The organism is Clostridium sp. CM74B_53, from assembly GCF_036318045.1.
Classification (GTDB): Bacteria; Bacillota; Clostridia; order Lachnospirales; family Lachnospiraceae; genus Pilosibacter.
Window position 1 is genome coordinate 42,775 of sequence record NZ_JAWQDE010000001.1, and the last position, 19,291, is coordinate 62,065.

The window sequence follows — 19,291 nt, forward strand, 5'->3', positions numbered from 1 at the left end:
CCGTGCTTTATTACAGTCAACGCAGCAAGTGCGCAGACCTGCTGAACAGTTATCAATTTTCAACTCTGTTTAAAATTCTTCTCCGGTAAATCTCATTCACAAACAGGACCTGCAGCAGATCCTGTTCTTCTGTTCCGCCCATAGTCTCCTCCGGGTGGCGTTCTCTGACTTTTAACAGTTCCCGGTATAAGAATTCCCGGTCCGGATATTCGTCATACATCGGACTCCCGGGGTATTCCAAAAGGTCACACGCCTCCTCGGCCAAAACCTGTTTTCTCTTCGCTGCTGAAGGATAGAGTCCTCTCAGATAGTCCATCTCCGACCGGAGCTCATTTCCGGTCAGGACCGGTCCTGCGCTCTGTTCCTCTCTCCGATAAAGCATCCAGGGCACTTTTTTCACTTCCGGGGGGTATCCCCGGTATCTCTTCTCCATAAAAACGTTCCCGCTCCTTTGCTGATCCCTATACAGGATTATCATATGCAAAAAGGAGCGGGAAAGCTACCATCTCATTTTATGATAATTTCGATCCACAGCCGGCAATTTCATGAAGTCTGACATGTCGGCGCCGGACCGGCTAAAACAGTTTTTTCGGATAAACACCCGCATCGACCAGCTTCTGGATCGACGCGACAACTGCCGGTTTGTCCTCTTTGTAGGTCACACCAAACCATTTATCCTTTGTCTCAAGGACGCGGACTGTACCTTTTCCGTTATGAATACAGCTGTCGATCACCGCTGGGAGAAGGTATTCCGCTTTCAGATCCCCCTCTTTCACGCCGGAGAGGAATTCCGGGAATCCTTTTTCCAGTTCTTTTACGAAAGATGCCGGCAGTCCGAACATATTCATGGAAACGTGCTGGTCTTCTTTTACGATAACCGGGTTGCCATCGTGGTCAGCCGCATGCATGCCGTCTTCCGCTTTGTAGACGTCGTATGTCTCTGTGACCTTGGAGAGATATCCATTGGCATCCACCGTGCACACGCCGCGGGTCACCGGACCATTTTCGCTTAACGTGTTGGAGAGGATAAAACCAGCCATACACATATCGAATGTAGCCTTCGTATCATCCATCTCATTTACCATATAGTCATGGACGATCTTAAAGCCTTCTTTTCCGTAGTAGTCATCGGCATTGATGACAAGGAACGGTTCCTTGATCAGATCTCTCGCCGCAAGAATCGCCTGACCGGTTCCCCACGGTTTTTTTCTACCTTCCGGAACAGAAAAACCTTCCGGGAGATCATCCATCTCCTGGTACGCATACTCGACCGGAGCGATCTTCTCGATCCTGTTTCCGATGATCTCCTTAAAATCTTTCTCCAGATCTTTTCTGATGATAAAAATAATTTTATCAAAACCCGCTTCCAGAGCGTCATGGATCGAATAGTCCATAATGATCTCACCGCTCGGACCAACCGGGGCAAGCTGCTTGATTCCGCCGCCAAAACGGCTTCCAATTCCTGCTGCCATGATGACAAGAGATGTCTTTTTCATGTAACAGTCCTCCTTTTTTCTGCAGATTCTTTCACACTCATATGGAGGTATCATAACACAGATTCAGATTCTTTTCAATCAGACAAAGAGTCCGGCTGCACTCTTTTAAGAAATTCGTAGGAATTTCTGCCAAAAAGCAGTTGCTTCCTTCGCATTTCCTAAGAGAACCACCGGACTCTTCCAAATAATCTTCTATACTACTGTTTCTCTACATTTTTCGTCGCGATCAGATCGCTTCCAAGACCTAAAATATTTTCTACGATCAGATCACCGGTATGGACCGGTGCATTTAAAGACAGCTTGCGGATCTCCGCCATCACCTCAAACAGCTTCTCCTTCGGCACCGCACGGTTTAACCGCACGCTGACAAGTGGGAGAACTCCGTTTTTCACAGCCACGGAGCTTGCGATCGTACGCTTCGGCGCTTCGACCTCCTGCGCCGCATACTGAGCTCCCTTCGGGCATAAATTTCCACTCACGGAGATGCATTTTCCATCCACGATCTCCGCCTCAAGCTCACAGCCATTCGGACATACGATACATGTCATTTTTCTAATCATAAGATGCACACCTCCACTTCCTGCTCTCCTTCAAACGCCTCTTTCTTAACCGGGATCTGGATCATCTCTGCCGGAAGCGCCTTCTTTAAATGCTTTTTCGCAAGAACCTTTTCTCCCTGTCTGACCTCGATCGTGCAATTTTCAAACTTCCGTCCGACACGCATGGAGATCGTCACATCTTTCTTTCCGCTGACCTTCATCGGCACCGTATGATTGATGCCGGAAGCTGCTTTCACCGGAATCATGCACTCCGGCAGACTGCCGTTTTCCACATATTCCGCAACACCGTCTGCCAGCTTTTCTGCTTCCATGGACACAAAGTCTACCAGATCATGAACATGGAGGACATTGCCTGCTGCAAAGAAGCCGGATTTTTCTGTCTGGAAATATTCATCGACCACCGCACCCTTTGTTCTTGCATCAAGCGTAACACCGGCATCGATGGAAAGCTCGTTTTCCGGGATCAGACCGACCGAGAGGATCACCGTATCACAGTTGTATTCCTTCTCCGTTCCCGGAATCGGCTTCATGTGCTCATCCACCTGTGCAACGGTAACGCCTGTCACACGCTCATTTCCGTGGATGTCTGTGATCGTGTGGCTCAGATACAGCGGGATTCCGTAATCATTCAGGCACTGTTCGATGTTTCTCGGAAGTCCGCTCGGGATCGGCTGGATCTCAAACACAGCCTGTACATGAGCGCCCTCTAAGGTTAAACGTCTCGCCATGATCATTCCGATATCTCCGGAACCAAGGATCACGACCTCTTTTCCGACCATGCGATTATAAAGATTGATGTAAGCCTGTGCAACACCTGCTGTGAATACTCCCGTTGGACGTTCGCCCGGAATTCCCAATGCACCTCTTGTCCTCTCTCTGCAGCCCATGGTGAGGATCACAGCTTTTGCCTGAATCTTCTTTAAACCATTCGAAGAAGCAAGGGTTACAACCTTGTCCGGAGATACAGAAAGAACAGTCGTATCGGTCACATACGGGATCTTTAATTCCATGACCTCGTCAATAAATTTCTGTGCATATTCCGGTCCGCTTAAGGTCTCTCCAAATCTCGTCAGACCGAAACCGTCATGAATACACTGACGTAAAATACCGCCCATGGTCTTTTCACGTTCTACGATCAGAACATTCCTGATCCCTTTTTTATAAAGCTCTACGGCTGCCGCAAGTCCGGCCGGACCTCCGCCGACAATTACCACATCACGTGTTTCCATCCTACTGTTCCTCCTTTCTCACTTCTCCGGTAAACATCCAGGAATTCTGTCTTGCATACCGGATATCCGTATCCTTCACACCGAGCTCATCCTCGATCATTTTTTCAATTCTCATCTGGCAGTAACCGCCCTGACAACGACCCATCATGGATCTTGTACGGTACTTGATTCCTGTCATCGTATGAACTCCGAGCGGATTGTGGATCGCCTTGAGGATCTCCGCCTTTGTTACCTTCTCACAGCGGCAGATCACCTCACCATAATCCGGATCTTCTGCGATCAGCTTTGCTTTTGTCTCGTCATCCTGCTCATCAAACCGGATAATTCCCTCCCGTTTCGGGTTAAATTCCGGATTTTCCTTAAATGCTTCGTATTCCTGCATCATCCGTGCCACCATACGTCCGATCGGAACTGCTGCCGTAAGTCCCGGAGACTCGATTCCTACAAGGTTCACCGCATGCGGCGCAAGCTCCGGACGGATCTCGATCTTGAAATCCTGGATCGTTCCGTTCTCATCCACCCACTTCGGCAGGATTCCGGAGTAGTTGCGGATATAATCTGACTTTTTAATATACGGCCAGATCTCAGATGCACTCTTTGCAAGGTAATCCATGTTCTCCTGCGGCACTCCATAGTACGTGAAATTCTCTGTCATCTCTGCATTCGGTCCGATAATTACATTTCCATCCGTCGTATTGGTAACATGGATTCCCATATATGTATTACTTGGAACCGGATAGATCGGCATCGGAAGAAGCTCTCCGGTCCTGCGGTCCAGAATGATGTAATCTCCCTTGGAGCCGATCACGCGATATCCTTTGATACCAAGCATATCAGAAATCTTTCCGCAGCCAAGTCCGGCACTGTTGACCACCCAACGGGACTCAAAGGTTCCGTGCGTTGTCGTTACCGTATAAAGATCTTCTCCTGTCTCGCCTGTTCCACGGCTGATTCCTGTCACTTCATGATCGAAGAAATATTCCGCTCCGTTCTGAGCTGCATTCTCCGCCAGTGCGATCGTATAGTTAAAGGGATCTACGATTCCGGAATTTTCTGAGAACATGGCAAACTCTCCAACTGCTGTCGGAACCAGCTCATGAAGTTCTTCTTTATTCAACAGACGAAGCTTTGTTGCTCCATTCTTTTCTCCCTGAACGATCGTCCGTTTTAATGTCTCCAGGTCCTCCGGAGTTTTTCCTACAAGAACCTTTCCACAGCGTTTGAATACAAAGCCAAGCTCCCTGGACAGTTCATCCATCCCCTGATTGCCTTCCACACAAAGCTTTGCTTTCAGTGTTCCTACATCATATGCGAATCCGCCGTGGACCACTCCGGAATTTCGTCCGCTCGTCTCATAACAGACATCCAGATTCTTTTCCAGCACACCGATCCGGAGCTGATATCTTGTAAGCTCTCTTGCGATTGCACTGCCGACAACACCGCCGCCAATGATAAGCACATCAAATCGTCCCATAACTTTTCTCCTTTTTGGATATTTTATCTCGTTGCTATTATTTTCTCTAATGGTCAGGTTGAAATTCATCCTACCTATTTCATATTTGAATCTTACCACAGATCCCAGCGTTTTACAAGGACTTTTCTTGATCTCCCTGATATTTTTTCATTGCTTTTTCGCAGTATCCCAAAGGGGATCGGCACGCAGGATTTTTTGATCCCTCTTTCCTTTTATAAAAAAGTCTCCGAAAATTTGTCCTACAAATTCTCGAAGACTTTTCATGCTCCAATCAGCCGGGCAGACGCAGAACTGTCATCGCTTATAGTCCGCTCTGCTCTTCCTCATACCGGCTCGTGTTATACAGGAGATGATACTGCATCTCCATCTCTGCCTCAAAGGGCTTGTGATCCCGGATATAGCAAAAGATCTTTCGGTGTGAGATCCATGTCCGGTCATATTCTGTCTGTGCAACCTCCCTTGCAAAAACAGCCACACCTTTTCCGATCACCGGAAGAAGATTTTCCATCACGATATTATGCGTACACTGGGCAATCTTCGTGTGGAATTTCGTATCCAGCTCCGAATAATCCTCCCTCTTTTTCATTGCCGCTTCCATCTCTTCCAGAATTTCTTCCAGCTCTTTGATCTCATGCTCCTTTGCACACTGGGCCGCAAGTGCCGCGATCTGCGGCTCCAGCATGATCCTCACCTGGAGCAGATCCTTTGTAAGCTTAACGGGATCATTCACCATTGAAAATCCAAGAGGATCATCCGGGATCCCCTGTTTTTCAGACACAAAGGTTCCTGCTCCCTGACGGATCTCTAAGACATTTCTGGATGCAAGGATCTTTAAGGCCTCACGGACCGTATTTCTTCCTGCTCCCGTACTCTCACAGAGTTCCTTTTCCGTCGGAAGCTTGTCTCCTGCTTTGTATGGTGTCTCCTGGATCAGATTCATGATTCCGTCCGCAACCTGCTCCGCAAGTGTTTTCGTCTGTGTACCCATCAATTCCCGCCTCCTGTTCCTTCCCTGTCATATCCGGACAATGATCTGATCACAGCTCTTTCAATGTGATCGTATCAAGCCGTTTCTGTAATTCGTTAATAAACATGGACGTATGATATCCGTCTGCCGCTGCGTGAGCTATATTCACACAGAACGGCATCGTCAACCGTCCATCACGCTCCGTAAATTTTCCGCAGGTGATGATCGGGAACAGCATCGGCGTTCCGCTCTCCGTATACGCAGAATATCCGGTAAAATCAAGCCACGGTACCATGGAAATACAATAAAAGTTCTGCGGCTGTCCAGGCTTTGCTTTTACCGCCTTTACATGCCGGTATGTCTCCATGTCACTGCACATATTTTTATAAAACGCCGAAAAATCTTCCGTATAGGCGGTCCACACATCGGAAAAGGTGTGGTCATCCTCATGAAAGATCGTATAGTTCGGATGAAGGACATCATAATATCCCGGATTCCCGTCTTTGTCCCGTCCCATTCGAAATTCCTTCGTTGCCGCGATCTGCCTCGACACGCAGTACACAAACACCGGATAAAATCTCAATCCTTTTTCCTTTACCTGACGGTGCAGCTTGGTGATATCAAGAGACACCGTCACACTGTAGCCGCATTTTAACAGGTTTGTATAATACTCGTAATGGGATCTTCTCTCCCAGCTATCCATATCGACTGGCGTAAATGTCATGGTCCTGACTCCTTATTACGGATATCATAATTTCACATTCATGCAGCCTCATATGCACGTTCTTTCACAATGATATCCGGTCTCTACTTAAAAATATGGCAACTATTCAGTGCCTTCATATTTACAAAATATGAATCTTAATTTCTGCATCTACGATAACATATCCACCACAATAAGGCAATGAACAGAAACATTTATTTTGCTTTACAGGGAATTTTTCGGGATTTCCTATTGCTCACCACCTAAAAGAAGCGGCAGTCTTCTAGACTGAGATAAAAAAGGATCCGCAGACAGATTTTATCCGGCTGCAGATCCTTCATTATCTTATTTTGCAGTTTTTTTCGTCGCCGCAACCAGCAGCAATACAATGAAAATACCCTGAATCAATCTCTGTCCGCCGACGCTGATGCTTGCGGCATTCAGGAAGGTAGACATCAATGTCATCATAAACGCACCAATGCATACGGCAATAATATTGGATTTACCACCTGCTGCATTTGTACCTCCCACAAAGCAGGCTGCGATCGACGGCAGAAAATATGTAGTACCAAGATCCTGATTTGCACCTCCGCAATATGCAGCATTCAACGCACCTGCAAGTCCGCAGAGAGCACCATTGATCACAAAGGCAATAATTACCGTCTTATTCACATTGATTCCTGCAAGTCTTGCTGCCTCACGTTTCTGACCAACTGCATGAAGGTTCATACCATATTTTGTCCTGTACAGTACAAAGAAAAGAATGACCGCAATCAGGATCGCTATAGCCGTCATGGTATTGATCCCACAGATGTTTGCATTCGTAAACTTCACAAACGTACTGTTCGGAGAATTTGCAAACTTGTTGGATACAAGCAGGATCACCGTATAATACAGATATCCTGTAGCCATCGTCGTAATCATTGCGTGAATATTCAAATAAACATTGACGCTTGCGTTGATCAAGCCGCAGATCATGCCGACCACAATTGCTGCCACCAGTCCAAGAAGAATATTGTGCTGCATCAGTTCACAGGAAACATACGCTGCCAATGTCAAAATATATTTCTGGGAAATATCGATCGCGCCTTTTCCACTCGTTACAACGATCATCTGCGCAACACCGAGAAGCATGGCAAATACACACAATTTTAAACCAGAAGTAATAACACGGGCATTCACGCTGCCGGATACGATGCAGATTAGGATATACAGGATAATACAACCGGCAACCGGCCAGATCACCGGACTTTCTAATGCTTTTTTCATCTTATTATTCACGATGATCACGCTCCCCTCTATGAATCAGGAACTTTAAGGCAAGAACTCCTATCAGGATAAGTCCGATGATAGCAGTCTGATAATTCGAATTCATCTTCATGGCAGTTAAAAGCGAATTGATCAGATTCATAACGATCGCTGCCATAACGACTCCCACCGGAACCGGAAGTCCTCCGGCCATATCGCAGCCGCCAAGAATAACTGTTGCGATCGACATCATGTTATAGTTTACAGAGCTGTTTGCATCCGCACCGTTACATGTATTTGTATATGCCATACCGGCAAGAACTACAAAGAAACCTGCAATTCCATACGCAACCACTTTTGCAAGAAGGTAGCTCCATCCGGAACGTTCCAATGCCTGGACATTGTTTCCTGCGCCCCTAAGAACAATACCATATCTGCATCGGTAAAGAAGATACCAGCATGCCAATCCGGTGACCACGGCAATGATAATTGGAAGTGGAATGACCGGTGTCTTAATTCTGAGAAAATCAGAAAGCCATTGCGGACATTTTCCTCCGGGTGTCGGGCAGATGATAAGGGCAAGTCCATACCATACAAATTGTGCTCCCATCGTAACAACGATTGCAGGGATCTGACGGATCTTGATCAAAGCTGCAAGAGCCATGTAAAGTCCTACAAATATTACAAGCCCAAGGAATCCAACCAGAGGGTTTCCGGTCAGCCAGATACCAACGATCACATTTACAAGTCCGATCGAATATCCATTTCCCATATCTACATCACCGCACATGACAATGAACATCTGACCAAGAGCTGCAAAGATCAGCGGCAATGCAGAACTGATCTTCATTCTCATACCGGCATAGGTCATTAATTTCGGATTGATGCAGACATTCGCCGCAAAAATAAGAATCAATGTGATAAGTGGAAGCATCCACGGTGCAGACAAATACTGTGCAAACGCACTTTTCTTTTTTTCCTTTACCTCTTTCTTTTCTGTCTCAATAAAAGCTGCCTTTACGATATTCGGCACATCGATCTCATCACCGATCAATTCTTTTGTAACATATCCGTCACGCATTACATATACACGGTCACAGATCTCCATCTCCAGATCTTCCGTCGAATACAGGATGATGGATTTTCCCATTTCTCTTGTATCATCCAGCAATTTATAAATATCCTGCTTCGTTCCTATATCAACACCTGCCGTCGGATCGTTTAAGATAATGATGTCTGCCTCAGATGCAATACCACGCGCGATCAAAGCCTTCTGCTGATTGCCGCCGGAAAGTGACATGATGTTGCTCTCGATTCCTTCCGCACGGAACTTCAATTTGTCATACCACTCCTGAGCCGAAGCGTTTGCTTTTCCTGAATCGATCAGCAGTTTTCCTTTCACACGGTCAAGGTTGGCCACCAGAATGTTATTCTTAATATTCCAGAACTGAAATACTCCTTCTGTCGCACGATCTCCGGAAACATAGGCAATCGAACCGTTTAATTCGATTCCCTCTTTCTGTTTCTTTCTCGCTCCGTAGATCTGCTGTAAAAGTTCCTGTTGCCCGGAACCGGCAAGACCGGAAATGCCAATGATCTCTCCACGTTTCAAATTAAGGCTGACACCGTTCAAGCCCTTCGCCTTCAGATCCGTGATCGTTAACATGTCCTCGTTTTCAGAGAAATCACGAGCCACCCGTTCCTTCTTCTCTGATGCTCCGCCCATGTGCATGATCAATTCTTCCTGCGTGATTTCATCTGAATAGAATTCTCCGCGATTCTGACCATTTGTGAGCATCACGATACGGTCCGATACTTTACGGATCTCATCCAGCTTATGGGAAATATAGATCACTGCAACGCCTTTTTCACTGAGTTCTGCCACGATCTTATGCAGCTGTTCCGCTTTATCGGAGGATAATGCACTTGTCGGTTCATCCAGGATCAGAATCTTTAAGTGATCTGCCATCAGGGTTTTGCAAATCTCAACGACCTGACGATCCGTAAGGCTCAATGTCTCGATCGGTTTTGTAACATCAATATTGCTTCCCGGAAAATATTTTTCAAGGAGCTTTTCCACCTCTGTCTTTGTCTTATTTCTCCAGTTTTTGCTTGGTGCAATACTGTGGCTGACATTCAGCATCGCAAAATTTTCGAAAATACTAAGGTTGGTACAAAGTGACAGATCCTGGTATGCACAGCTAACACCAATCTGTTTTGCAATTTTTGCATTGTAGTTTTCTTCCGGAACTCCATTATAAATAATTTGACCTGCAGTTTTTGGAAGCACGCCTGTCAGAATTTTCATCATTGTGGATTTTCCGGCTCCGTTAGGTCCTACAAGTCCAATAACCTCGCCTTCATAGATATCCAGATCAACCTTCTGAAGTGCCTTGGTGATTCCAAAAAAACGGTCAATGCCTTTCAAGCTTAAGTATGGCTTTTGTCCCTCTTTATGCTTCAAGCGAATCACTTCCTTTCTATATTTTTACTTGTCGATCAATGCGATCAAACGCAAAGTCGAACCTGATCCCTTTTTAAGCCGACACGGAAGACCAATCACGCCAAAAAAGGGCGGAAGTATGTCGAGCTTGTCCACATTTTCAATAATATAAATCCCGTTTCCCAGAAGAACCTTATGCGCCGGATTTGTAGTTCCGATCGCATCCAGTGCGGATGCATCTGTTGCTGCTGCACTTACTTTTTTCGAAAGCAGATATTCCGCTGTCTCCTTTGAAATTCCGGGCCAGTCCTCCATAAATGCTTTTCCCTCTTCCCCGGCTTTCCACTTTTTGTCCCATCCAAAGCGGAAACATACGATATCTCCTTCTTTAAGCTCTCCGTGTTCGTTCTCGAACCTTTTTACATCTTCTACTGTCGTTACACCTCTTGCAAGTGTATGAGTCACATCGATATTCACGCCTCTTCCGATCAGGCGTTTCAGCGGGATTTCGTCCACATTTTCCGAATCCTTAAAGAAATGAGAAAGCGCATCAATATGTGTACCGGAATGCTCACAAAGCGTAACGCCTCTCCAATAAGAACCATCTTCAACATAATTCATACCGGTGTGAAATTTTACTCCCGGTTGTGTTGGCCAATGTGGAATCTCTTCTTCCAACGGGTGTGTCATATCGATCACTTCACAAGTACCAACTAAATCCAGCAATTTTTCAAGTGTCTTCATATTTCTTCCTCATTTCCACAAAAGAATCCTGATAGAAAAAGGGGGAAACAGCAGAAACTTGCTGTATCCCCCTCCTGCATCATGTTCGATCTGATATTCTCGTTCGTAAAGCTTTTCAGCTAATCACTACTGAGTCTCGATCTGAGCTCTGATATCATCCCATGACATTTCTGTAAAGGCAACATCATCATCGCCTAAACCTGTATACTGAGAAAGTGTATCTGCATCAACCATGCCAAACGGAATACTCATATTGTTAACTACCTTCTCACCATTGCAGATATCAACTGCTACGTAAAGAGACATTGCACCGATCCACGGGTTACTTGCTGCGGATAATGTCTTGTAACCTTCCGGAGCTTCATTTGCCCACCAGTTAAGGAAGCTTCCTCTGTTATCACCTGCGATAACCGGAAGAGTATCTGCGGAATATCCAGCGGAAAGGAATGCCTGTACTGCAGCGTAAGCATCTCCGCCCTGTGTTACAAGACCCTTCACATCAGAGAGTGTCGGAAGAACACTGTTTAACTCTGTCTGTGCTTTCGATGCTGTCCAGTCTGTATAGATCTCGGAAACGATCTTTACATCCGGATATTTTTCAAGAGCTGCTAAAACACCCTGATGGAACTGATCATCTGTCGTTGTACCTGCTGTACCACGAAGCTCGATCAGGTTGCCGGAGCCACCCATCTGCTCACATACATACTCGGTAAGAGCCTTTGTCATCTCTTCATTCTCAAAGTACATCTGGTATAACAGATCAGCTTCACAATCAACCGGACCATCATTGACAGTGATAACCGGAATGCCGGCATCACACGCTTCCATGATCGCATTGTTTAAAGAGCTTGTGGAAGCCGGATCAACAATGATAATGTCATATCCCTGAGTGATAAAATCCTCGATCTGGGCGATCTGGGTCGCTGTATCCTGATTTGCCTCAGCAACTGTATACTCACTGATATATCCATCTGCCTTCAGCTTATCCGCAACGATCTGCATCTGTTTTTCTTCTGTCTGACGGTAACTGTTTCCGTTGTAGCTGTTTGTAAAGCCAACCTTGATTCCTTTTGCTTCTCCGTCTTTTGCTGCAGCTGCGGTTGTTTCTGCCGCCTTTGTTTCTGCTGCGGCTGCGGTTGTCTCTGCTGCTGCGGTGGTTGCGGATCCACCGGAAGAACTGCTACATGCAACGAGATTTGTTGCTACAGCGCCGACCGCTACGAGTGCTACTACTTTTTTCAGTTTCATAATTTTTCCTCCATTTAAAAATTTATTGTTGTTTTCCTCAAGGAAAACTTTTTCCCCTGCACATTACATCCAAATCCCCATTTGTACATAATTACCTTTTTTTCGTCTTGTATATCCTCTTGTATACAACAGATTATACATGGTAATGTATCAAGTGTCAATGATTCATCGTAAAATATTGATTTTTTTGTGTGATTTATACAGAACGTCTGTTTTTTGTATGAATCGAATATATTTTTCGTTTTTTATCCATTTATTACAAAGGCCAAAGTAAACAGCTACACCCCGATATCGTTTCCGGCAGGATTGCTTCATAAGTAAAATAGATCTGGTTACTTATATCCCCCTGTTAAGATACTAATATATTGCCATATCATCCCAATAATATCTATTCACAATTTTTCCATAAATTCTTTCTATTTTTTGTGCATATTTTCATACGCATCTTCTGTTTTGTATATATTGCATATTATTTTTTCTTATGTAGATGGTTTTAAATCTGTCTTTTGTCTATTTTGTATAATGTATTTTGTTTTTTTTCCCGTCCACTTTCTCATTTCGTTGCCCATTCAAGCGGTCCAACAGCCTATACGTCTCAATAAAACACAATATTTTTCTTTTGTTAAAGCTTCTAATATATTTATTGTGCAAAGTTTTCGTTAAATTTGTTCAAAAAAGCCTGATATAACAGCATTACTGCCGTATACCAGGCTTAGTGATTCATATGATCTGTCTGCGATCTCCTACTCCGTAAAATATTCCGGATACAGTTCGATCTTTTTCTGGAGATCTCTCCGGAATCGTCCCAGATGTCCGGTCATAAAATCTTCTACATTGACATCATTTGGGATCCCCATCATCATGTAATAATACATCCGGTTATGCTCCTCTAAGATCTGCTCCCGGTTGATATCATTCTCCCTTGTATCCAGATATCGAACACGGTCATAATGCGACCCGATATTATGGACACAGTACCATACATCCATTTTATGGCTGAACTCATACAACATACAGTGCATCTCATTGTCCAGATCAAAGAAATAATCGCTCATGGTTGTCTCACGGTTGATCTCCTGCTCCTGAAGCTGCAGATTGGTCTTCATGTTTCTTAGCTGCTCTGGCGAAAGTGTTCCGGCGGTTTCCTTAAAGATCGCTGTTTCGATCACACGTCTCGTAAAATATCCCTGTCTGACTAAATTCAGATCGATAAAGCTGACCTTGCTTCCTTTTTGTGGAAGAATGTCCACAAGCTTTTCATTTTTCAACAGGATCAAAGCCTCACGAACCGGAGTTCTGCTTGTTCCGAACTGTTCACTGATCACCGTCTCATCCAGAGCCTCTCCCGGAAGAAGCTTAAAGCTCATAATGCTTTCCCTCAGAAGACGGTATGCATATTTACTGTTTGTCTCTCCGTTTTTCCGTTCACTGAATATTTCAAATGGCATATAAATACCTCCATTTCCTTTCCCTGCTTTTATTTATAACAGAAAACCGTCATTTTGCCAATATAGCTTTTTGTTTTTTTATTGCAACTAATATACTATGTTTTTTACTATAATCACACGTTTTATCGCTTATTTATCTTGGTTTCTTTTCCTATTTTTCCAATCTAATATGTTTATTTCATCGTCATTTCGTCTGCTCTATTGGCTTTTCTTCACTTTTCAGCTCTTCATTCGTCATTTTTACCCAAATATATTGATATTATCCTGTTTGTATAGTATAATAATCCCTGTATAACTAATATATTATGTGTTCATAATCAAATGTGTCAAGCCATTTTCTTGCGAAGCTCTCCGGAATCAAAAAAGGACACTAAAATATCATCATAAAAACATGGAGGAACAAGATATGAAAGCAGTACAAATCGTAAGTCCTAACAACCTTCAGGTCATCGACGTAGAAAAGCCGTCGATCGATGAAAAAAACAATGTTATGATCAAAATGACCGCAGCCGGTATCTGCGGATCTGATGTCGGAATCTATCATGGAACAAATGCTGCCGCAACCTACCCACGCATCATCGGCCACGAAATGGTCGGACGTGTTGACGAGGTTGGAAGTAACGTAAAGAATTTAAAGGTCGGCGACCGCGTGATCGTCAATCAGGTAACAAGCTGCGGTCACTGCTATCCGTGCAAGATTGGCCGCGGAAATGTCTGCGACAATCTGAAGGTCCGCGGTGTTCATATCGACGGCGGATATCGTGAATATATTGCTGTTCCGGAATCTGACTGCTACCTTCTTCCGGATTCTCTTTCCGATCAGGATGCTGTTATGATCGAGCCGACAACGATCGCGATCCAGTCCTGTACAAGAGCACAGCTCGAAAAGGACGATATGCTTCTGATCTTCGGCGCCGGCGCTCTCGGAAGCACGATTTTAAAGGTAGCCCGTCAGCTCTGCGACCACATCATCGTGGCTGATATCATGGATGAGAAGCTTGAGGCTGCAAAGAAAAACGGAGCAAAATATACGATCAACGTATTAAAAGAAGATCTTGTTGAGAAGGTAAAGGAATACACCTTTGGTCATGGTGCAACTGTTTCCATCGACTCTGCATGCACAAAGGATTCCCTGATCAATCTTCTTCAGGCGACCGGCAATGCCGGAAGAGTCATGACCATGGGCTTCTCCACTGCACCAACAGAGGTCAACCAGTTCGCGATTACATCAAAAGAGCTGGATGTTCGCGGTTCCAGACTTCAGAATAAGATGTTCGGAAAAGCGATCGAGATGATCAATGCCGGAACTCTCGACCTGTCAAACTCTATTTCCCACACCTTCCCGCTTACAAAAGCACAGGAAGCATTCGATTTTGTTGATTCCCGCGATCCATCCATCCGAAAGATCGTATTTACCTTTGATAACCTTTAATCATTCTTTTTCATAATATTGCCGGTAGCAAAAGGCGGATGTATCCCCCTGAGATTTTTCAGTCACATCCGCCCTTGTTTCTCTCTTAAAGCATATTATTCGGGAGGTTCACTATGAAAGCAGTAAGAATCAACGAGCCAAAGAACGTTGTACTCGCAGACATTGAAAAACCAACGCCAAAGGCCGGTGAGGCTTTGATCAGGATCATCACAGCCGGAATCTGCGGATCCGATATCGGTGCATTCCGCGGAACTAACAACCTCGTTTCCTATCCGAGGATTATTGGACATGAGTTAGCCGGAATCATCGAATCCATTCCGGAGGACAATCCAAAAGGACTGAAGATCGGCGACAAAGTCATCGCAGATCCGTATTTGTACTGTGGCCACTGCTATCCATGCAGCATCGGACGTACAAACTGCTGTACCGATCTTCATGTACTCGGTGTCCATGTTGACGGCGGCATGGCAGAATACTTCTGTCACCCGGCAGACATGCTCGTAAAAATGCCGGATGATATGAGCTGGGAAGAGGCTGCAATGGCAGAGCCGCTTACAATCTCCCTTCACGGCATTCACCGCGGCGGTTTAAAGGCAGGCGAGTACTGCGCGATCATCGGTGCCGGCCCGATCGGTCTTCTTGCCGGAATGATCGCACAGGCATACGGCGCTCACGCGATCTTACTCGATCTTGTCGACGAACGTCTGCAGTTTGCAAAGGAGCTTGGCATCGAATATGTGATCAATTCCAAAACAGAAGACACGGTAAAACGAATCAGTGAGATCACAAACGGTGTTATGGCACAGCAGGTTATGGAATGCAGCGGTGCAAATGCAGCGATCCGCTCCACCCTTGATCTTGTAAGTAATGCCGGAAGGATCACCCTGACCGGATGGCCGAAAACAGAAACTCCGCTCCCGACCGATCTGATCACGAAAAAGGAAGTGGATATCCGCGGTGCACGTACAAGTGCCGGTGAGTTTGAGGAAGCGATCGAACTCATCCACAGTGGAAGAGTTGATATCAAGAAGATCCTGACAAAGGTCATCTCCATTGATGAAGCGCCGGCAACCATCATTGATATCGAAAAGAATCCGGGTAATTATATGAAGGTCGTTGTTCAGGTTAACGAGCCGTAATTCAAGTCGAATGTCTATGAGGCCCGACTGAGATAAAAATACCTTTGACAGTTTAAGAGCTGTTGTGTCTGTCACATCAGTTCCCGGCTGTCAAAGGTATTTTTGTATAAGGAATGCGCCTTGGCACATTCTCGCGCCTCGTGCGGCCGCTCACGACAATCGATGTCTTCGTACGAATTTCCTAATGCAAAAAGGTATCCACCCTGCGGCGGATACCTTTTCTGTTCTCTGTTTAAGCCATATATTTCTTTAAAACTGTTCTTACTGCTCCAGGTCCTGCAATCTCTTCTAAGAACATCTCCTCGATCTTCTCACCGATTCCGGCCTTGTAAAGATCGATTCCGAAAATATTCTCATTGGAAAGAATGCTCTTTAACTGTCCATGGTAGGTTTCCGGCTTTCCAAGCTCGATTCCCTTCATTACCTCTGTAAGCTCCGCAAGCATCGGATCGGAGGAACGTTCGAAAGCTTCCCCGTCATCCTGTACACCGAGAAGATAACGGCACCAGCCTGCGATCGCAAGTGGAATTGCTGTCAGCTTTTTTGCATCTCCGTATTTTGCAACATAAGACTTGATCGTCTCTCCATAACGGATTCCGACCTTCTGGGATGTATCGGTTGCGATACGCTGAGGGGTATCCGGCATGAACGGATTCGGGATCCGGACATTGATCACCTCATCAACAAAGTCCTTCGGAGACAGAATTCCCGGATCTGTAACGACCGGCATTCCTTCTACCGGACCGATCTCATGAACCAGTTTGTTTAATTCCTGATCCTTCATCTCATCTGCGATCAGTGTATATCCAAGGACACAGCCGTAAACGGCAAGTGCTGTATGTAACGGATTCAGGCAGGTTGTAACCTTCATGCGCTCCACCTTGTTTACTGTATCGCGGTCTGTCATATAGACACCGGCTTTTTCCAGCGCCGGACGTCCATTCGGGAATTTATCCTCAATAACAAGGTACTGCGGCCCCTCGGCGTTAACAAACGGAGCGATATAGGTTTTCTTGGATGTGATGACCGGAGCAATATCTTCAACACCGGCTTTCTCCAGCTCCTTGCATACAGAATCTGCCGGACGCGGAGTGATCTTATCGATCATGCTCCACGGGAAGGAGATCTGCTTTTCATCAGAAAGGTATGCAACAAAGTCTGCGCCTACAAAGCCCTTCTTTTCCCATTCCTTCGCCATTGTGAGAATGGAATTCTGGAGCTTTTCTCCATTATGGGAACAGTTGTCCATGGATACGACTGCCAACGGATGCTTTCCTGCCTTGAAACGCTCAAACAGCAGCGCACACACAACTGCCATCGCAGCGCCCGGCTTCTCCGGACCATTGTCGATATCTGCCTGAACAAATGGGAAGTAATTTCCCTCAGCATTTTTCAAAGCGTAACCTTTTTCTGTGATCGTGAAGGAGATCATCTGGAGACCAGGATCTGTAAAGATCTCTTTCAGGCGGTTCCACTCCTCCGGAACATTTGACTGTGCCTTGATCGCTTCCGCAAGGGAACCGATCACCTGCTTATCTGTAGAACCGTCTGCCTTTAAAGTGACAGCCAAAACCAGATTGTCATATGGCTTGTAAATCTTATCCACTACGTCAAAATCAAAAGTCTCCACACAGGTGATTCCTTTTTTCATTTCTCCCTGTGCGATCAGACGGTCAGCAAGCCCGCCGATAAAGATACGAAAAATATTTCCTGCACCGAAATGAACCCATACCGGTGCTTTTTTTGTTTCCTCTGCCACCTGTTCGATCGAATAGGACGGAAGCTTGATTCCTGCTGCTTCCCAGGCAGCTGTCTCTTTGATTCCATTTAATGTCAGTTTCATATTTGCCACGCTTTCTTTTTTCGTATAACAGTTTATGATTACAGATTATTTCTCAGAAGCTTTGGCATTTTTGTCGATCGCTTCCCAGAGTCCGTTCAGATAAGTTGCACCGAGCGCACGGTCATACAAACCATATCCCGGTCTGCCGATCTCATCCCAGATCATTCTGCCGTGATCCGGACGGATATATGTATCCGGACATGTATCGTAGATTGCCTTCATAATCTCGTAAAGATCCAGAGATCCGTCAGAGGAAAGGTGGGATGCCTCACGGAATTTGTGGTATCCGAGGAATTTTACATTGCGGACATGCATTGCATTGATTCTGTTCATCTCACCAAAGTGACGGATGATCTCCGGGATATTGTTGTCCGGATTGGATCCAAGTGAACCAGTGCAAAGGCAGAGTCCGTTTGCCGGTGAATCATGCAGAGCGCAGATCTTATCGAAATCCTCCTGGCTGTGAGCGATTCTCGGAAGACCGAAGATCGGCCAGGCCGGATCATCCGGATGACATGCCATCTTGACACCAACCTCTTCACATACCGGAATGATCGCATCAAGGAAATACTTATAGTTTCTGCGAAGATCATCTGCTGTGATATTCTCATACTGTTTTAATGTCTTTTCAAGCTCTGCAAGGCGCTCCGGCTCCCAGCCCGGAAGGGAGAAGCCATTGCTGTCTCCTGCTGTTTTCTTTACAATATCAAGCGGAGTCATCTCTCCAAGATCCTTTTCGTCAAAGTACAGGCTGTTGGAGCCATCCTCCGGGATCTCTCTTGCAAGATCTGTTCTTAACCAGTCAAATACCGGCATGAAGTTGTAAATGATTACCTTTACGCCGTATTTTGCGAGGTTACGGATCGTGGTGATATAATTCTCGATATATTTGTCTCTTGTCGGAAGTCCCATCTTGATATCCTCGTGAACGTTTACGCTCTCGATGACTTCACACTCAAGACCGGATGCATGGACATGCTCCATATATGCTTTAATTTCCTCTTCTGTCCATACCTCGCCTGCTGCCTTATAATCAAGTAAGCCCATCAACCCGGTCATCCCCGGGATCTGACGGATCTGTTTTAATTTGATCGGATCACTGTCTTCGCCGTACCAGCGGAATGTCATTTTCATAGTTTTTCCTCCTTAGGGTGCTGCCCTTTCCTCACATCGGTCTACTAATATATTCAATATACGATATTTTCCAATATGTGTCAACTGATACGCGCTTATAACAAGCATATTCTCGCATTTTTACTAATATATTTCTATGCTTTTATACGATTTGCATAAATATATCTTGCTTTTTTTCCTGTT

The 19,291-nt window shown here is 45.4% G+C and carries 16 protein-coding genes; 2 read left to right on the top strand and 14 right to left on the bottom strand.

Translation table 11 applies throughout. The features are described from left to right. Positions 1-52: 52 nt before the first annotated feature. The 12 genes from V2546_RS00155 to V2546_RS00210 form a co-directional block, all read right to left on the bottom strand. Positions 53-433, bottom strand: coding sequence for a hypothetical protein (locus V2546_RS00155; protein WP_118530892.1), 381 nt, complete (start codon positions 431-433; stop codon positions 53-55). A gap of 142 nt (positions 434-575) precedes the next feature. Further along, positions 576-1,496 carry a nucleotidyltransferase family protein gene (locus tag V2546_RS00160; RefSeq protein ID WP_118530894.1) on the bottom strand — a complete coding sequence of 307 codons (921 nt, stop codon included), beginning with the start codon at positions 1,494-1,496 and terminating at the stop codon, positions 576-578. A gap of 197 nt (positions 1,497-1,693) precedes the next feature. Next, positions 1,694-2,056: a DUF1667 domain-containing protein gene (locus V2546_RS00165; protein ID WP_118514855.1), complete on the bottom strand. Its 363-nt coding sequence runs from the start codon at positions 2,054-2,056 to the stop codon at positions 1,694-1,696. After that, complete coding sequence (locus tag V2546_RS00170) at positions 2,053-3,285, bottom strand: FAD-dependent oxidoreductase (protein ID WP_329751234.1); 1,233 nt, start codon at positions 3,283-3,285, stop codon at positions 2,053-2,055. Before V2546_RS00170 ends, V2546_RS00165 begins: the two co-directional genes overlap by 4 nt. A gap of 1 nt (position 3,286) precedes the next feature. Continuing rightward, positions 3,287-4,759, bottom strand: coding sequence for an NAD(P)/FAD-dependent oxidoreductase (locus V2546_RS00175; RefSeq protein ID WP_329751235.1), 1,473 nt, complete (start codon positions 4,757-4,759; stop codon positions 3,287-3,289). Between the two features lie 301 nt (positions 4,760-5,060). After that, complete coding sequence (locus V2546_RS00180) at positions 5,061-5,747, bottom strand: FCD domain-containing protein (RefSeq protein WP_329751236.1); 687 nt, start codon at positions 5,745-5,747, stop codon at positions 5,061-5,063. Between the two features lie 49 nt (positions 5,748-5,796). Then, positions 5,797-6,450 (bottom strand): chloramphenicol acetyltransferase, encoded by a 654-nt coding sequence (locus V2546_RS00185; RefSeq protein ID WP_329751237.1) that lies wholly within the window; start codon positions 6,448-6,450, stop codon positions 5,797-5,799. Positions 6,451-6,774: 324 nt separating this feature from the next. Next, positions 6,775-7,710: an ABC transporter permease gene (locus V2546_RS00190; RefSeq protein ID WP_243022271.1), complete on the bottom strand. Its 936-nt coding sequence runs from the start codon at positions 7,708-7,710 to the stop codon at positions 6,775-6,777. Beyond that, entirely contained in the window at positions 7,703-10,141 is a 2,439-nt protein-coding gene (locus tag V2546_RS00195) for an ATP-binding cassette domain-containing protein (RefSeq protein WP_118322044.1), read from the bottom strand. The genes V2546_RS00190 and V2546_RS00195 overlap by 8 nt, the downstream gene beginning before the upstream one ends. Positions 10,142-10,165: 24 nt before the next feature. Next, positions 10,166-10,864: a cyclase family protein gene (locus tag V2546_RS00200; RefSeq protein WP_118530907.1), complete on the bottom strand. Its 699-nt coding sequence runs from the start codon at positions 10,862-10,864 to the stop codon at positions 10,166-10,168. Between the two features lie 126 nt (positions 10,865-10,990). Continuing rightward, a complete protein-coding gene (locus V2546_RS00205) occupies positions 10,991-12,112 on the bottom strand; it encodes a substrate-binding domain-containing protein (RefSeq protein WP_329751238.1) in 1,122 nt (373 codons plus the stop codon). 743 nt (positions 12,113-12,855) lie between these two features. Beyond that, entirely contained in the window at positions 12,856-13,560 is a 705-nt protein-coding gene (locus tag V2546_RS00210; RefSeq protein ID WP_118322041.1) for a GntR family transcriptional regulator, read from the bottom strand. A 406-nt stretch (positions 13,561-13,966) separates the two neighbouring features. On the opposite strand from V2546_RS00210, the gene V2546_RS00215 reads away from it, so the two are divergent. Both V2546_RS00215 and V2546_RS00220 read left to right on the top strand, forming a co-directional pair. Continuing rightward, a complete protein-coding gene (locus V2546_RS00215; protein WP_118322040.1) occupies positions 13,967-14,992 on the top strand; it encodes a zinc-binding alcohol dehydrogenase family protein in 1,026 nt (341 codons plus the stop codon). Positions 14,993-15,105: 113 nt separating this feature from the next. Continuing rightward, complete coding sequence (locus V2546_RS00220; RefSeq protein WP_118322039.1) at positions 15,106-16,131, top strand: zinc-binding alcohol dehydrogenase family protein; 1,026 nt, start codon at positions 15,106-15,108, stop codon at positions 16,129-16,131. Between the two features lie 232 nt (positions 16,132-16,363). Here V2546_RS00220 and V2546_RS00225 read toward each other — a convergent pair whose 3' ends face one another. Together V2546_RS00225 and uxuA are read right to left on the bottom strand one after the other, a co-directional pair. Beyond that, positions 16,364-17,974 carry a mannitol dehydrogenase family protein gene (locus tag V2546_RS00225; RefSeq protein WP_329751239.1) on the bottom strand — a complete coding sequence of 537 codons (1,611 nt, stop codon included), beginning with the start codon at positions 17,972-17,974 and terminating at the stop codon, positions 16,364-16,366. A 45-nt stretch (positions 17,975-18,019) separates the two neighbouring features. After that, positions 18,020-19,108 (bottom strand): mannonate dehydratase, encoded by a 1,089-nt coding sequence (gene uxuA / locus V2546_RS00230; RefSeq protein ID WP_118530912.1) that lies wholly within the window; start codon positions 19,106-19,108, stop codon positions 18,020-18,022. Positions 19,109-19,291: the final 183 nt, after the last annotated feature.

Coding starts and splice junctions, on each gene's coding strand:
- V2546_RS00155 (WP_118530892.1), bottom strand. CDS start 433: ATGGAGAAGAGATACCGGGGATACCCCCCGGAAGTGAAAAAAGTGCCC.
- V2546_RS00160 (WP_118530894.1), bottom strand. CDS start 1,496: ATGAAAAAGACATCTCTTGTCATCATGGCAGCAGGAATTGGAAGCCGT.
- V2546_RS00165 (WP_118514855.1), bottom strand. CDS start 2,056: ATGATTAGAAAAATGACATGTATCGTATGTCCGAATGGCTGTGAGCTT.
- V2546_RS00170 (WP_329751234.1), bottom strand. CDS start 3,285: ATGGAAACACGTGATGTGGTAATTGTCGGCGGAGGTCCGGCCGGACTT.
- V2546_RS00175 (WP_329751235.1), bottom strand. CDS start 4,759: ATGGGACGATTTGATGTGCTTATCATTGGCGGCGGTGTTGTCGGCAGT.
- V2546_RS00180 (WP_329751236.1), bottom strand. CDS start 5,747: ATGGGTACACAGACGAAAACACTTGCGGAGCAGGTTGCGGACGGAATC.
- V2546_RS00185 (WP_329751237.1), bottom strand. CDS start 6,450: ATGACATTTACGCCAGTCGATATGGATAGCTGGGAGAGAAGATCCCAT.
- V2546_RS00200 (WP_118530907.1), bottom strand. CDS start 10,864: ATGAAGACACTTGAAAAATTGCTGGATTTAGTTGGTACTTGTGAAGTG.
- V2546_RS00205 (WP_329751238.1), bottom strand. CDS start 12,112: ATGAAACTGAAAAAAGTAGTAGCACTCGTAGCGGTCGGCGCTGTAGCA.
- V2546_RS00210 (WP_118322041.1), bottom strand. CDS start 13,560: ATGCCATTTGAAATATTCAGTGAACGGAAAAACGGAGAGACAAACAGT.
- V2546_RS00215 (WP_118322040.1), top strand. CDS start 13,967: ATGAAAGCAGTACAAATCGTAAGTCCTAACAACCTTCAGGTCATCGAC.
- V2546_RS00220 (WP_118322039.1), top strand. CDS start 15,106: ATGAAAGCAGTAAGAATCAACGAGCCAAAGAACGTTGTACTCGCAGAC.
- V2546_RS00225 (WP_329751239.1), bottom strand. CDS start 17,974: ATGAAACTGACATTAAATGGAATCAAAGAGACAGCTGCCTGGGAAGCA.
- uxuA (WP_118530912.1), bottom strand. CDS start 19,108: ATGAAAATGACATTCCGCTGGTACGGCGAAGACAGTGATCCGATCAAA.